Origin of the sequence: Cupriavidus sp. GA3-3, from assembly GCF_000389805.1 — a bacterium.
Lineage (GTDB): Bacteria > Pseudomonadota > Gammaproteobacteria > Burkholderiales > Burkholderiaceae > Cupriavidus > Cupriavidus necator_D.
The window spans coordinates 129,515-144,960 of record NZ_KB944469.1; the positions used below are offsets into that span (position 1 = coordinate 129,515).

Sequence of the window (15,446 nt, forward strand, 5' to 3'; positions counted from 1 at the left end):
TGCGGCGCGCCCATGGAGGAGGAAAAAAGGCTCGGCATCTTGCGATGTCGAGCCTTTTTGTCTTGAAAGTCATTGGCAGGCTTCCGCACAGCATCCGCTTACCGATTGGGTGCTCCCTCTCCCGCAAGCGGGAGAGGGAGCAAACCGTCAGTCCGCCTGGCCATCCCCCAGCATCTGCCCCACCGACCCCGCCGTACCGGCCGCCCGCTCACCCAGCAACCGATGCAGCGTGCCCAGCAGCTCATCCTCGTTGTAAGGCTTGCCCAGGTACACGTTGACGCCGATCTCCTCGGCATAGCGGCGGTGCTTGTCGGCCGTGCGCGAGGTGATCATCACCAGCGGCATATGCGCGGTGCGCGCTTCGGAGCGCACGTTGCGGGTCAGGTCGAAGCCGTCCATGTGCGGCATCTCGATGTCGACCAGCATCGCGTCCGGCATGACATCCTGCAGTTGCTTGAGCGCATCCACACCGTCGCGCGCCAGCACCACCTGGTAGCCGGCGCGGCTCAGCAGGCGCTGGGTGGCCTTGCGCACGGTCAGCGAGTCATCCACCACCATCACGGTCGGCTGCACCGCCAGGCCGCGCACCGGCTCGGTGGTGCCGTCGCTCGCCAGTTCCGCAACCGCGCCCATCCGCGCCTGCACGGCAGGCGTCTGCGGCAAGGCCTGCGGCACCGGCTGGCCGCGTTCGCGCACCAAGCGCTGCGCCAGCACCACCGGGTTGTAGATCAGCACGATCTCGCCATCGCCCAGCGTGGTCGCGCCGGCAATGCCTTCCAGGCGTGCCAGGTGCGGGCCGATATGCTTGACCACCACTTCGCGGTTGCCGACCACATCGTCAACATGCACCGCCACGCGCTCGGCGCCGCTGCGCACCAGCACCACCGGCGAATACTTGCGCCCGGCCGCGACCGCGTTGCCTTCCTCCAGCAGCGCGCCGAAGTAGAAGAACGGCACCTCGGCGCCGGCCACAGTGAGGCGGCCCTGGTTGTAGGCATCCAGCAGTGCCGGGGCGCGCAGCTGCTGGACCTGGTCGATCATGCCGCTGGGAACGGCATAGCGCCGCGCGCCCAGCGAGATCACCAGCACCTGCGTGATCGCCGTGGTCAGCGGCAGGTGCACCGTGAAGGTGGTGCCCTGCCCGGGCTTAGACTCCAGCGTGATGCGTCCGCCCAGCGCCACGGTCTCGGCGCGCACCACGTCCATGCCCACGCCGCGGCCGGCCAGCTCCGACACCGCGTCGGCGGTGGAGAAGCCCGGCGCAAAGATCAGCTCGGTCAGGCGCGCTTCGCTGGCGTCGTCGTCCGGCGCCAGCAGGCGGCGCTCGACCGCGCGCGCGCGGATGCGCTCCAGGTCCAGCCCGCCGCCGTCATCGACGAAATGCAGCACCACCTCGTTGCCTTCCTGCTGCACCTCCAGCGTCAGCGCACCAGTGGCGGCCTTGCCCGCGGCGCGGCGCGGCGCGGCGGCCTCGATGCCGTGCACCACCGCGTTGCGGATCAGGTGCTCGATCGGGCCGGCCATGCGGTCCAGCACGGAGCGGTCGATTTCCACGGTGCCGCCCTTGATCAGCAGGCGCACTTCCTTGCTGGTCTCGGCCGCGGCCTGGCGTGCCACGCGGTAGAGGCGCTCGGCCAGCGCGTCGAACTGCACCATGCGCGCCTGCATCAGCCCGCGCTGCAAGCCGCGCGTCAGGCGCGCCTGCGCCGCCAGGTCGCCGGCGGCGCGGTCAAAGCCGCGCTGCAGGTTCTGCTCGACGGTGGCCACGTCGTTGACCGACTCGGCCATCATCCGCGTCAGCTCCTGGAAGCGCGTGAAGCGGTCGAACTCAAGCGGGTCGAATTCCTGCTTGTGCTGCGCGTCGGCAATGCGCGACGCCATCTGCGATTCGGCCTGGATCTCGATTTCACGCAAGTGCCCGCGCAGGCGCGCGACGTTGTCGTTCAGTTCGCCCAGGTAGGCGCGCATCGCCTCCAGTTCGCTGTCCAGGCGCGCGCGCGTGGCGCCGACTTCGCCGGCTTCGTTGATCAGCGTGTCGAGCGCGCGCGCCTGCACGCGCACCAGCGCGCGTTGCGGCTCGGCGGGCACGGCCGGCGGCATCGCCACCATCACGTCTGCCGGCCCCGGCATGGCGGGCAGGCTGGCGGCGGGCACCGCCTCGACGACGGTATCCGCCTGCGGCAGCGGCGCATCGGCCTGCCCTTGCTCGGGCACCTCGGCCAGGCCGTTGACCACGTCCGGATCGTCCGCGGGCAGCAGGCGGCCAGTCGGCAGCGCCTCGACATGCGCCAGGATGCGGTCGTACCAGGCATAGAGCCGCTCGAACAGCTTTGGCCCGACGGCCTGCTGCCCCTGCCCGCGCAGGCTGGCGTCGAGCAGCGTCTCCATTTCATGCGCGGCCTGGCCCAGCGCCATGGCACCCGCCATGCGCGCACTGCCCTTGAGCGTATGCAGCGCGCGCAGCACCAGGCCGCCGTGGCGCGAGTCTTCCGGGGCGGCTTCCCAGCCGCGCAGCAGCTTGCCCAGCTCGGGCAGCGTGCCTTGTGCCTCTTCCAGGAAGATCTGGACCAGCGCGGGATCCGGCGCGGCGCCCTCGTCCGCTACCGGCGCAGCGGGCGCCCGGTGCGGGGTCGGCAGCGCGATAACCACCGCGTCATGCGGCACTGCCGGCGGCTCCGGCTGGTCTTCCTGCGCGGGCGGCAACTGGCCCAGCAGCTGCGCCACCGAACCGTCCGGCTCGGCCGGCGCCTGCGGCGCGGGCACCGCCACGCGCGGACGCAGCAGCGCGCGCTCGCCAAACTCAACCAGGCTGCGGCGCAGGCCGGCATCGGCATCCGGCCAGACGCCCGCGGCAAACTGGTGCAGCATGCCGCGCAGGCGCTCGACCGCCTGCTCCAGCAGGCGGAAATCGCCCGGGTGCATCGCCACCGGGTGCGAGCCCAGCTGCAGCAGCAGGGCCTCCAGCGCCTCGGCGATCTCACGCACGGGTTCCAGGCCGACGGTGGACGCACTGCCCTGGAGCGTGTGGGCAACGCGCAGCCCCAGCTCGCTCGGGCACGGATGGCCTTCATGCCGCCATTCGGAGATGTCGGTGGCGAACTGGCGCAGCAGGTCATCGGCCTCCTGCAGGTAGACGTTGTAGAGCGCCAGGCCGATGCGCACCGGCCCGATCACCTTGTAGTGGTCGTCCTCGCCCGACAGGCCGCCGGACAGGCGGAACGGGATCACATTGTCTTCGCCGTGCCCGACCGCATCGGCGCCGGTGTGACCGGCGGCGTCGACGGCCGGCCCGGGCGGCGCTTCCGCAGCCGCGCCGGGCAGTACTGGCAGTTCATCCGCGGCCTGCGCGGCGCCTGGGTCGCGCACCGCTTCGGCGGCTGCCACCAGCGGCGCGATGTCGTGCCAGGTTGCCGCATCGCGATGCAGCTGTGCCGCCCATGCCGACAGCTCGGCATGGGCGCGGCGCAGCAGCGCCAGCAGCGCGGGCACCGGCTCGCGCGCTTCGGCAATCCACAGGTTCATGACCTGCTCGACCGCCCACGCCGCTTCGCCATAGCGATGCAGGCCGACCATGCGGCTGGAGCCCTTGAGCGTGTGGAAGGCGCGCCGCACGCGGCTGAGGGTATCGGCATCATGCAGCGCCTCAACGCCCGAGCCGAGGTCGCCGGCGATGCCGCCCAGGACCTCGTCGGCTTCGTTCAGGAAGATGTCGAGCAGTTCGGCGTCCAGCGCCGACTTGTCGCCGTCAGCCGGCAGGCCTTGCGCCGCGGGCGGCGCGGCTGCGGGTGCCGCAGCCCGTGCCGGCTCGGCCAGTGCCAGTGCCAGCCTGCCGGCCGCATCATCGCTGCCGGCCAGCCAGGCATTGCATTGCATGGTGGCTTCGGCGGCCTGGCGGCGCAGCGCGGCATCGTCGTCGATGGTGGCCTGGTCGGCCAGCGCCTGCAGCGCGGCACGCAGGCGCTGCACTGGCGGCGCATCGGGAACGGGGCCAGCCTGGATCGCCTCGGCCGCGGCGGCGCGCGCGGCGGCCAGCGGATGCTGCGCAGCGCGCGGCGCATCGGGCTCGCCGGCCTCGGCAAGCGTATCGGCCCGACGCACGCGGCCGAATTCCAGCGCATCGGCAAAGGCATGGACCGCGCCCAGCTCGGCTGCGACCTCGCCCAGCAGCGCGGCGCGCGCACTGGCATCAGCGAGTTCGCCCGAAACGGCCAGCCGCGCATTGACGGACTGCACCGCGGCGGCGGCCTGCGCGGCATCGTCCACCAGCGCTGCAGGCAGCGCGGCGGACGACTGCAATTGCGCCAGCGTGGCGCCAAGCGCGGCGAAGGCCTGGCAGGCATCGCGCAGGTGGCCTGCGCCTTCGGCGCGGGCCGCGTTGCGGTCGAAGCTGTCCAGCCACGATTCACCGCTGTCCAGCTGCGCCCGCAGCTGCGTCACGGCCTCGCTGCGCAGCGCCTGGGCGCGCGCCTCGTCGACCATGCCCGCAAGCCACGCGGGCGCGCTCGCGGCGGGATCGGCCAGGCATGTCGCCAGCGCCTCGCACTGCGCGGCAAAACGCGCCGCCGCCGGATGGGCGGATTGCCCGTGCACGCGCCACGGCAGCGCCAGCGCGCGCGCCAGGAACAACGCGATGCCGGCGGCGCCCAGCGCCTCGCCGCGGTGGTGCTGCCCGCCGTGCATGGCCGCCTGCGCCAGGCAGCGCTGCAGCGCCGGCTGCCCGAGCGGCTGCGCGGCTTCGGCCAGCGCGGCCAGCGCGGTTTCCCAGCCGGCCGGCTCGCCCGCGGCGGCGTGCTCGAGCCCAGCGGCGGCGTGCTGCAGGTTGCGCGTGTCGATCGGGTCGAGCCAGCCGTAATAGCGCTGGCGGAAGTCCGCATTGGCAAGCGCGTGCGCGGGGTCGAGGCGGAATGCCGCGAGCGTGCGCGCAATATCGGCACGCAACGCGGCACGCGGCTCAGCCACGCCATCGTCGTCACCGGCCCCGTCGCGGGCCAGGCCGGTGCAGACCAGCAGGAACACCGCGTCGTTGAGCAGCGCCTGCGGCACGCGCACATGGCCCTGCAGGTACTGGCGCAGCAGCAGGTTGGCGCGGCCGGCAAAGCGCTTGGCCAGCAGGTCGGAAGGCAACAGGCCAAGCCCCAGCGCGCGGAACACCAGCCCCAGCACATGCCAGACCCCGCGATCCGGATGATCCGCCGCGCGGCGCGCCTCCTGCTCATTGGCGCGCACCTCGTCCAGCGCAGCGCACAGCGGCAGCCAGGCTTCGCGCAGCAGCGCCGCGTCGGTGCACGGCGCAGGCAGGCGCAATGCCTTGAGCAAGGCCGATTCAAACTGCTGGCGCGCACGCATGACCGGCGCCGGGCCCTTCGCCGGCAGCAGCATGCCGGGCAGCATCTGCAGCTCATCGAGCCACAGGTCGGCCGGATGCACGCGCTCTTCGCCCAGGTGCGCCAGCACGCCCGCGTAGGGCTGGAACAGGCGCAGCGGCGCTTCATCGTCACCGGCCATCAGGTCGTCGACATACTCGGCCAATGCCTGCACGCCGGCGCGGAATACCGCCAGCGCCTCGGGGCCGGCGGCAATGGTGCCGGCGTCGATGGCTTCGAGCAGGCGGCGCAGGGCCTGGCAATACGGATCGGTGCCGTGCAGCCCGACGATATGCACCGCGCCGGCGGCCTGGTGCAGGTGCTGGCCGGCCAGCCGCAGCGAGGTGGTGTCGCGCGCGCCCAGCGCTTCGGGCGCCTGGCGGACCTCGTCGACATAGTGGCCAAGCTCGGCGGCGGCGTCTTCGAGCGCGCTGCGCAGGCTGGGCGCAAGCCACGCCAGCCCGGACAGGTCGCGCGCGGGGGCGCCTGGGTCGGGAACAGCTGGCGCGCTGGCGGACGGCGGCGTCGGAGCCGGCTCGGGCACGGCGCTGGCTTCAGCCGGTGCGCCGGCTGCGGCGCCATCGCGCGGGACAGGGAAATTCAGGGACATGACGGCTTCCAGTGCGGCGCCCGATGGGCGGCCGCGGGCAACCTGCCGCAACAGGCGGCAGGCGCGGAGTTGGCATGGAGCGCGTGGCCGCTAAGCCCGGTCGGGCCGCGGTGCGCGGAAGCGGTCGCGGGCGTCATCCGGCCACTCAGGCGATCTTGAATCGCGACACGGAGTTGCGCAGCTCTTCGGTCAGCAGCGTCAGCTGGCGCACCGACTGCGCAGTCTGGCGCGTGCCGGTGGTGGTCTGCTCGGTGACCTGCAGGATGCGTTCGATATGGCGGGCCACGGTGGTGGCCAGGTCGGCCTCGTGCGAGGTGGACTGCGAGATCTGCTCGATCAGCTCGGCCAGCTGGCGCGACACGCGCCCGATCTCGACCAGTGCGGCGCCGGCGTTGTCCGACAGCCGCGCCCCTTCGACCACGCCCTGCGTGCTGCGCTCCATGGCGTGCACCGCGTCCTGGGTATCGGTCTGGATGGTGCGGATCAGCGCGCCGATCTGCTTGGTGGCCTCGCCGGAGCGTTCGGCCAGCCGCTGCACTTCTTCGGCCACCACCGAAAAGCCGCGCCCGGCCTCGCCCGCGGACGCGGCCTGAATGGCGGCGTTCAGTGCCAGCACGTTGGTCTGCTCGGTAATGTCCGAGATCAGCTCGACGATTTCACCGATCTCCTGCGACGACTCGCCCAGGCGCTTGATGCGCTTGGAGGTTTCCTGGATCTGCTCGCGGATGTCGTTCATGCCGGTGATGGCGTTCTGCACCGCCTGCTGGCCCTGCTCCGCGGCAGACAGCGAGGCACGCGCCACGTTGGCGGACTCGGCCGCGCCGCGCGACACCTGCGTGATGCGGTCGGCCATCTCCACCACCGATTCGCCGGTCTGGCGGATCTGGCGCGACTGCTCTTCGGTGGTCGACACCAGCTGGGTCGAGGTGGACTGCACCTGCCCCGAGGCCTGCGTCACCTCGCCGGCGGTCTGCTGCACCCGGCCGACCAGCTCGCGCAGTTCTTCCACGGTGTAATTGACCGAGTCGGCAATGGCGCCGGTGATGTCCTCGGTCACCGTGGCCTGGCGCGTCAGGTCGCCGTCGGCGATGTCCTGCAGTTCGTTCATCAGCTGCAGAATCGCCTTCTGGGTATTGTCGTTGTTGCGCTTTTCGTCCAGCCGGCGGGACTCGGCCTCGCGCTCGCGCGCCTCGGCTTCCAGCGCGCGCACGCGTGAGTCGCGCAGGTACAGCGCCGCCAGGCCTACCAGGCACAGCAGCGTCATGGCCGCCGACACCACGGTCGCGCCCAGCGTCACCGGGCGCACGCGCGCCGATTGCGCGTAGGCGCGCTGCAGCGCCGAGAGTTCGCCGCGCAGCGCCTCGTTGTCGTTGAAGATCTGCTGCTGCGCGCGCTTGGCGGCAATCAGGCCGGGCAGGTTCTGCAGGATGGTCTGCGTGGTTTTCTGCACCGCTTCAAAGCGCTGCGACAGCTGCTTCAGGTAGCCGCGCGTTTCTTCGTCGGCGGCCGCCGACAGGCGCAGCGCCTCGCTGCCGTTGAGCAGGCCGTCCAGCGATTCGCGGAAGGTGTTGGTGTCCTTGCCCAGCAGGAACGCGGTTTCGGGGTTGACGCCTTCGCCGGCCAGGAACTCGTTCAGGTTCTTGCCCAGGCGCTGCGTCAGCATCACCAGCTGCGCCGACGCCGCCACCTCGCGCGCGTTGGCGCCGGACTGCAGCTTGATTGCCGCGACCTGTTCGGCGGATTCCAGCAGCTCGGGGTTGGAAGCATTGAAGATCTGCAGCGTCTGGCCAATGGTGTTCAGCACCGGCTGCTGCGCCAGCACGTCGGCGGCGCTTTTCTCGGAGCGCTTCCACGATTGCATCGCGGTCTCGAGCAGCGGTCCGGCCGCGCCGGTGGTGGCGCGCACGCGCTTCTCGTCGCTGCCTTCCTGCAGCGCCTTCAGGTCGCCCGCCAGCGCGTCTTTCGACTGGCGCAGCTGCGTGAAGGCCTGCGCATTGCCCAGCAGCGCCACCGGCACCGCCTTGCCCAGGCGCTGCGAGTGCATCAGCATGTCGCCGGCGATCTCGATCTGCGCGGCGGCGTTGTTGGCGATGCGGTTGTCCAGGTACACCGAGCCCAGCAGCGCCACCAGCGACACCACCACGCCCACCGTCAGCAGCCGCTGCTGCGACGAGAACGGCATGCGCCCAAGCCAGCGCGTGACATGCTCCATTGGCGTGGCGCCCAGGCCGTCGGCGGATGGGGGTGCCGGTGCGGGTTCCGGGCCGCCGGCATAGGCCATGCCGGGCCCGCCCGCCAGGCCGGTGGCTGCTTCGGCTGCCGGCGTGCGCCGGCCCAGGCTGAATTTCTTGAAACCCATGGCACCCTCTTCCATTTAATCGTTGTCATGCCCGGCGGCTCGTGCCGGGTGCGGCAGGCAGTGGCCTGCGCGTCATTCTTGTTTCTTGTTATTGGCGGCGCGGTGGCGGGCCTCAGGCCTCAGGCCGTAACCCGTCCCACCTGCAGGAAGGCCGGCGCGTCCAGCAGCGCGCGCACGTCCAGCACCTGCCAGTCACGCCCGTCGCGGTCGGCAAAGCGTTGCCCTTCCCATGCCGGCGTGCCGGCCGGCGGCGCCGCCGCATCGCCGTGCGGCAGGCTCAGGTCGGCGGCATGGCGCAAACCCGCCACGCGCGTGGCCAGGATCGCGCAGGCGCGCTCCACCTGGCGCGACAGCACCACGATCTTGCTGCCGGGCTGCAGTGGCGTTGGCGCGCCGCCGCAGAACAGGCTGAAATCAATCACGCCCAGCAGGCTGCCGCGCGCATTGACCAGGCCGCTGTACCACGGCTGCGTCAGCGGCACCGGGCTGGGCGGGCGCATGTCGAGCACTTCGCCGGTATCGGCCAGCGGCAGCAGCCAGTTGCGCGCGCCCACCTGCAGCGCCAGGTAGCTGTCGGCCGCGGGCAGGCTGCGCGCCTCGCGCAGGCGCCGGGCCAGCATGGCCTGGTAGTCCTGCAGGCGAGTCTGGCGGGCGCGGAGGTCTTGGCGTGGCGCGTTCATCTGGCGGTCCCCGGAACAGGTGGCAGTGGCTTCCCGTACGGCCTGCGCTGGCAGCTCAGTGCGCCAGCGCGGCAATCTTGCCCAGCAGCTCTTCGCCGTCGACGGGCTTGACGATGTAGTCCGACGCGCCCTGGCGCATGCCCCAGATGCGGTCGGTGTCCAGGCCCTTGCTGGTGCACATGATCACCGGGATGTCCTTGAAGCGGTCGTCGCGCTTGATCGCGCGGGTGGCCTGGTAGCCGTTCTGGCCAGGCATCACCACGTCCATCAGGATCAGGTCGAAGCTCTCGGCCTGCAGGCGCGCGAAGGCCTGGTCGCTGTTGCTGGCAACCGAGACCTTGAAGCCGCGCTTGCCGAGCAGGTCGGACATGAACAGGGCTTCGGTGGGGGAGTCGTCGACGATCAGGATCTTGTTGATGGCAGTCATGAGGTTTTCCTTCGATTCGTACATGGCGTCGCGTGCATGCGCGTCAGGCAGGCAGCACGTGGCCCGCGGCCTGGCATGGCAGGCAGGCCTGCACGGCGTGCAGCAGCGCTTCGCGGGTAAAAGGCTTGGCAAGATGGTCGTGCGCGCCGACCAGGCGGCCGCGCGAGCGGTCGAACACGCCGTCGCGCGAGGACAGCATGATCACGGGGATGGCGTGAAAGCGCGGACTCTTCTTGATCAGGGAGCAGGTCTGGTACCCGTCCAGGCGGGGCATCAGGATGTCGCAAAAGACCAGGTCCGGGTGCAGCTCGCCCACCTTGGCGAGCGCCTCGAAGCCGTCTTCGGCCAGCACCACCTGGTATCCCGCCTGCGACAGGAAGATCTCCGCGGTGCGGCGGATGGTGCTGGAATCATCGATGACCAGCACCTTGCGGCGCGGCTGCGCCGTGGTGTCCGGAATGGAAACGCCAGGCGCCAGACCCTGGGCGCCGGCGGTATTGACCCGCTGGTTTTCTTCTGTTTGAGCGACCCGCATTGTTGTTCCCGCGACCAGCTGCCCCTTGCGGAGCGCCGGCAAGCACTAGAGAACACCCGCGCGGAGCAGCGCGACCCATGCGCGCCCCGACGGACCCCCGACAATTCTTGTTTCCCTTCCAAGGCCGGGCTGTGCCCGGCAGTGGCGGTGCGTGGAACCCGCACCTGCCTACCGTCCTCCCCACCAGCGGCAGAGGGACGGGCAGTCATTTTGCAACAGAGTGTGACAAGACGCCGGGGGGCCGTCAATCGGGGCCGGCCGCGGCCAGCCAGCGTTTTGTCGCATCGGCGCGACGCGCGCCCGGTTATTGTTGTTCTGGGGACGTCGCCTCAGATGGCGACCATCTCGAAATCTTCCTTGCGCGCACCGCATTCCGGGCAGGTCCAGTTGATCGGCACGTCTTCCCACCGGGTTCCGGGGGCGATGCCGTCTTCCGGCGCGCCTGCGGCTTCATCGTAGATCCAGCCGCAGATCAGGCACATCCAAGTCTTGTATTCCATAACAGGCTCTGGCCACTCTCCATTAAAATCCAGCGCAGATGGTACCGAAACCGTGCCGCCGGCGCCAGCCGGCGGCCGCCAGAATCGTGCCAGATCCGCCGTGTTCGCGCATGTTAGCGCCCTGTTAGCGCCTGATTGGCCGGCAATTGCAGCGAATTTCCGCTGTTTTTGCCGCATGTCAACGATAAGTCCCGGGCCGCCGCACACGATCCCTGCAGTCCTTGTCCTCACCTCAACGCCATGTCCCGTAATCAGCAGCTCTTCGACCGCGCCCAGCAGACTATTCCCGGGGGCGTCAACTCGCCCGTGCGCGCCTTCCGCTCGGTGGGCGGCACGCCGCGCTTCATCACGCGTGCCGAAGGCGCCTATATGTGGGACGCCGACGGGCAGCGCTATATCGACTACATCGGCTCCTGGGGCCCGATGATCGTGGGCCACGCCCACCCCGAAGTGGTGCGTGCGGTACAGGAAACCGCCGCGCACAGCTTCTCGTTCGGCGCCCCGACCGAGGCCGAGATCACCATGGCCGAGGAAATCTGCAAGCTGGTGCCGTCGATCGAGCAGGTGCGGCTGGTCTCCTCCGGCACCGAAGCCACCATGAGCGCACTGCGGCTGGCGCGCGGCTTCACCGGGCGCGACCTGATCATCAAGTTCGAAGGCTGCTACCACGGCCACGCCGACAGCCTGCTGGTCAAGGCCGGCTCCGGCCTGCTGACCTTTGCCGACACCACCCAGAACGCGCCGTCGTCGGCCGGCGTACCGGCCGACGTGACGCGCCACACCATGGTGCTGGAGTACAACAACGTCGAGCAGCTGGAACAGGCCTTCGCCAGGCATGCCGGCGAGATCGCCGCGGTGATCGTCGAGCCGGTGGCCGGCAACATGAACCTGGTGCGCGCCAGCGATGCCTTCCTGAAGGCCATGCGCGAGCTTTGCACCCGCGACGGCGCAGTGCTGATCCTGGACGAGGTCATGACCGGCTTCCGCGTGGCGCTGGGCGGCGCGCAGGCGCACTACGGCATCCGGCCCGACCTGACCTGCCTGGGCAAGGTGATCGGCGGCGGCATGCCGGCGGCGGCCTTCGGCGGGCGCCGCGACATCATGGCCAGGCTGGCGCCGCTGGGCGGCGTCTACCAGGCCGGCACGCTGTCGGGCAACCCGCTGGCGGTGGCCGCGGGCCTGGCCACGCTCAAGCTGATCCAGGCTCCCGGCTTCTATGACCGCCTGGCCAGCCAGACCCGCAAGCTGGCCGACGGCCTGGCCGAGGCCGCCAAGGCTGCGGGCGTACCGTTCGCGGCGGACGCCATCGGCGGCATGTTCGGGATCTACTTCCGCGAGGGCGTGCCGGGCAGCTTCGCCGAAGTGACCAGGAGCGACACCGCGCGCTTCAACCGCTTCTTCCACGCCATGCTGGATCACGGCGTCTACCTGGCGCCGTCGGCCTTCGAGGCCGGCTTTGTCTCGGCGCAGCATGACGACGCCATCCTGGCGGCCACGCTCGAGGCCGCGCGCAAGGCGTTCGCGGCGGGCTGAGGCCTTGCCAGGCAGGCGGCGCACCAGTGCGCCGCCTGCACCTCTGGCGACAAGGGCGGTGCGCTACACTTGGGTTTTCGTCCAACCCGCGGAGTCTCCGATGCGCGCTTCTTCGTCCCCCTCCTTGCCCGGCAGCTCGCCGATGCCGGTCTTGCGCTGGCTGCTGCTGGCGGTCATGGCCAGCCTGCTGTCCGCCTGCGGCTACAACGACTTCCAGGCCAAGGACGAGGCGGTCAAGGCAGCCTGGGGCGAAGTCATCAACCAGTACCAGCGCCGCGCCGACCTGATCCCGAACCTGGTCAACACGGTCAAGGGCTACGCCACGCACGAGCGTGAGACCCTCGAGGCCGTGACCAAGGCGCGCGCCGCCGCCACCAGCATCCAGGTCTCGCCCGAGACCCTGAACGACCCCGAAGCCTTCAAGCGCTTCCAGCAGGCCCAGGGCGAGCTGTCCAGCGCGCTGTCGCGCCTGCTGGCGGTGTCCGAGAACTACCCGCAACTGAAGGCCGACGCCTCGTTCCGCGACCTGCAATCGCAGCTCGAGGGCACCGAGAACCGCATCACCGTGGCCCGCCAGCGCTATATCGCGGCGGTGCAGCAGTACAACGTGCTGGCGCGCAGCTTCCCGACCAACCTGACGGCGATGATCTTCAAGTACCCGGTCAAGCCGTCGTTCACGGTGGACAACGAGAAAGCCATCTCCACGCCGCCCGCAGTCAAATTCTGAGGCGGGCCACTCCATGGGCCACACCCTGCGCTCGCCCTGGCGGCACGCCTGGCTGGCGGCCGCCCTGCTCTGGCTGGCGGCATTGCTGGCCGGCCCGGCGCTGGCGGCAGACGGCTTCGTCGCGGTGCCGCCGCTGACCCAGCGCGTGACTGATCTGACCGGCACGCTGACGCCGCAGCAGCGCGGCGCGCTCGAGAACGTGCTGGCGGAATACGAGCAGCAGCGCGGCAGCCAGATCTTCGTGCTGATGGTGCCCACCACCGATCCAGAGCCGATCGATGCCTACAGCATCCGCGTGGCCGACGCCTGGCGCGCCGGGCGCAAGGGCATCGACGACGGCGTGATCGTGCTGATCGCCAAGGACAACCCGCCCGGGCTGCGCAAGATGCGGCTGGAGGTCGGGCGCGGCGTGCAAGGGTCTCTGACCGATGCCATGTCCAAGCGCATCCTGCAGGACGTGATGGCCCCGCACTTCCGCCAGAACGACTTCTACGGCGGGCTGGCGGCGGGGATCTCGGCGATCCAGGCCACCATCGACAAGGAAGGCCTGGCGGCACCGCAGCGCAGGGCGCAGCAATCGTCCGCGCTGGCCGAGTGGCTGCCGGCACTGCTGCCGCTGGCGATCATCGTGTTCTTCCTCCTCAGTGCCATCCTGCGCCGGCGCGGGCCGCAGATCGTCACCACCCGGCGCGGACGCGACATGATCGCCGGCGGCCTCGGCGGACTGGGTGGCTACACCATGGGGCAGGACTGGGGCCGCCGCGGCGGCTGGGGTGGTGGCGGAGGATTTGGCGGGGGCGGTGACAGCGGCGGCGGTTTTGGTGGCGGGGGCGGCGGCGGCTTCGACGGCGGCGGCGCCTCGGGCAACTGGTGACAGCACAAGGAACGAAGACAATGCCGAATCTCCGACGTGCCCTGCACCATATCGCCACCACGGCCAGCGCAGCCCGCAAGCACTTTCCAGCCGAAGCCCAGCAGCAGCTGCATGCAGCCGTGCATGCCGGCGAAGCCAGCCACCGCGGCGAGATCCGCGTGGTGATCGAAGCCAGCCTGCCGGTGGGCGATGCCTGGTCCGGCGTCACGCCGCGCGAGCGCGCCCGCTTCCTGTTTGGCGCGCTCGAGGTCTGGAACACCGCGGACCATACCGGCGTGCTGCTCTATATCAACCTGGCCGACCATGCGGTCGAGCTGCTCGCCGACCGCGGCATCGACGCCAGCGTGGGGCCCGCCACCTGGCGCGAGCTGTGCGACGAACTGGTGCTGGGACTCAGACAGGACCTGTCGGTACGGCCGGTGCTGGCCACCGTGGCGAGCATCCATGCACTGCTGGCCACGCACTTCCCCTCCGACGGCGGGCACAACCCGAACGAGCTGGACGACCGTCCGGTCTTTCTCTAGCCGACCGGCTCAGCGGGCGGCAGCCGCCTCGCGGCGGGCGCGCCGCCCGCCCATCGCGTACCACACCGCCGCCAGCGCCTGCAGCGCCACCAGCACGGCCCACGCCGTCAGGTGCGCCTCCTTCGGGTAATGGCCACCAATAACGGGCCACAGGTCCAGTACGAAGCCGATACCCACCTGGCAGGCAAAGGTCGACAGGAACACGGTCAGCGTCAGCGCCGTGGTAGCCCTTCCGATCAGCGCATCCGGGAAGCTGCGCGCCAGCACCGCATAGGTCAGGATGCCGCTGGAGCCGAACACGCCATAAGCCACCCACAGCAGCACCGGCGGCAGCGGGACCTGCGCCATCAGCAGCAGCTGGACCATGATAAAGGCGGTCATGCCAGTGCCGGCAAAGGCATACAGGCTTACGCCGATACGCTCCAGGTGGCGCGCGGCCCAGCCCGCGCCGACGCAGCCGGCCATCATCGCGAAGCCGATCACCGAGACCAGTTGTGCGCTGCTGGCTGGATCGAAGCCGGGCACGTCGCGCAGGAACGCACCCACCCATAGCGTCTGCACCGCCATGAACACGCCCTGGTTGAGCAGTGTCAGCGGCACCACGCGCCAGAAACGTTCGCTGGCCAGGATCTGGCGCGTGCCGCGCAGTTGTTCGCGCAGGCTTTCCTTGCCGGCGCGCGGCTTGTCCGGCACGCCGAACCACAGCAGCACCGCCATCGCCAGCGATATGCAGGTCAGCCCCATGCTGACCGTGCGCCAGTCAGTCAATGACAGCAGCCACGACAGCGGCGCGCCGACCAGCACCGCGCCCAGGCCGCCGATGGCCATCACCACACCGTTGAGCAAGGGCATGCGCGACAGCGGGAACCACATCGACAGCGCCTGGATGGTGGCGCCCAGGCACACCGACACGCCTACCCCGATCAGCAGCCGGCCGGCGGCCAGCCCGCCCATGCCGGGCGCCAGCGCGAACACCATCGAACCGGCCACCGCCACCAGCAGCATCACGGCCTCGGTGCGGCGCGGGCCGTAGCGGTCCAGCAGGATTCCCGCAGGCAACTGGGCGCAGGCGAAGCCGAGGAAGTAGAAGCTGGTGAGCAGGCCCAGGTCGCCGGCATTGAGCCCGAGCTCGCGCGTCAGGTTCGGCGCAAAGCCCAGGTTGACGCCGCGGAACAGATAGGACACCAGGAAGCCCAGCGAGAATACCGCCAGCACGCGCCAGCGGGCGCCGGCAGCAGCACCAGGGGCAAATCGCGCTTGCGAGGGCGCGGAAGACAAGTTTGAAGTCGTAGTCGTCATGATGGCCCGAATTGT

At 70.3% G+C, this 15,446-nt stretch carries 11 protein-coding genes; 4 read left to right on the top strand and 7 right to left on the bottom strand.

Annotation, left to right across the window (positions count from 1 at the left end; genetic code table 11):
* Positions 1-147 precede the first annotated feature (147 nt).
* The 6 genes from C265_RS08765 to C265_RS08790 all read right to left on the bottom strand — a co-directional run bounded on the left by C265_RS08765 (position 148) and on the right by C265_RS08790 (position 10,474).
* On the bottom strand, positions 148-5,973 hold the full coding sequence (locus tag C265_RS08765; protein WP_010813012.1) for an Hpt domain-containing protein: 5,826 nt from the start codon (positions 5,971-5,973) through the stop codon (positions 148-150).
* A 145-nt stretch (positions 5,974-6,118) separates the two neighbouring features.
* Complete coding sequence (locus C265_RS08770) at positions 6,119-8,332, bottom strand: methyl-accepting chemotaxis protein (protein ID WP_010813013.1); 2,214 nt, start codon at positions 8,330-8,332, stop codon at positions 6,119-6,121.
* A gap of 119 nt (positions 8,333-8,451) precedes the next feature.
* Positions 8,452-9,012 carry a chemotaxis protein CheW gene (locus tag C265_RS08775; RefSeq protein WP_010813014.1) on the bottom strand — a complete coding sequence of 187 codons (561 nt, stop codon included), beginning with the start codon at positions 9,010-9,012 and terminating at the stop codon, positions 8,452-8,454.
* A gap of 55 nt (positions 9,013-9,067) precedes the next feature.
* Positions 9,068-9,439: a PleD family two-component system response regulator gene (locus C265_RS08780; protein WP_010813015.1), complete on the bottom strand. Its 372-nt coding sequence runs from the start codon at positions 9,437-9,439 to the stop codon at positions 9,068-9,070.
* Positions 9,440-9,482: 43 nt separating this feature from the next.
* A complete protein-coding gene (locus C265_RS08785) occupies positions 9,483-9,974 on the bottom strand; it encodes a response regulator (protein ID WP_010813016.1) in 492 nt (163 codons plus the stop codon).
* A 329-nt stretch (positions 9,975-10,303) separates the two neighbouring features.
* On the bottom strand, positions 10,304-10,474 hold the full coding sequence (locus C265_RS08790) for a rubredoxin (RefSeq protein WP_010813017.1): 171 nt from the start codon (positions 10,472-10,474) through the stop codon (positions 10,304-10,306).
* Between the two features lie 240 nt (positions 10,475-10,714).
* Here C265_RS08790 and hemL point away from each other — a divergent pair, with 240 nt between their 5' ends.
* The 4 genes from hemL to C265_RS08810 all read left to right on the top strand — a co-directional run bounded on the left by hemL (position 10,715) and on the right by C265_RS08810 (position 14,132).
* Positions 10,715-12,007, top strand: coding sequence for a glutamate-1-semialdehyde 2,1-aminomutase (hemL, locus tag C265_RS08795; RefSeq protein WP_010813018.1), 1,293 nt, complete (start codon positions 10,715-10,717; stop codon positions 12,005-12,007).
* 100 nt (positions 12,008-12,107) lie between these two features.
* Entirely contained in the window at positions 12,108-12,734 is a 627-nt protein-coding gene (locus C265_RS08800; protein WP_011614669.1) for a LemA family protein, read from the top strand.
* A gap of 13 nt (positions 12,735-12,747) precedes the next feature.
* The gene (locus C265_RS08805; protein WP_010813020.1) at positions 12,748-13,608 is read left to right on the top strand and encodes a YgcG family protein; all 861 of its coding nucleotides are present in this window, start codon (positions 12,748-12,750) and stop codon (positions 13,606-13,608) included.
* Between the two features lie 20 nt (positions 13,609-13,628).
* Positions 13,629-14,132, top strand: a complete 504-nt coding sequence (locus C265_RS08810) for a TPM domain-containing protein (protein WP_010813021.1) — start codon at positions 13,629-13,631, stop codon at positions 14,130-14,132.
* A gap of 9 nt (positions 14,133-14,141) precedes the next feature.
* Here C265_RS08810 and C265_RS08815 read toward each other — a convergent pair whose 3' ends face one another.
* Complete coding sequence (locus C265_RS08815) at positions 14,142-15,431, bottom strand: nitrate/nitrite transporter (protein WP_037023930.1); 1,290 nt, start codon at positions 15,429-15,431, stop codon at positions 14,142-14,144.
* Positions 15,432-15,446: the final 15 nt, after the last annotated feature.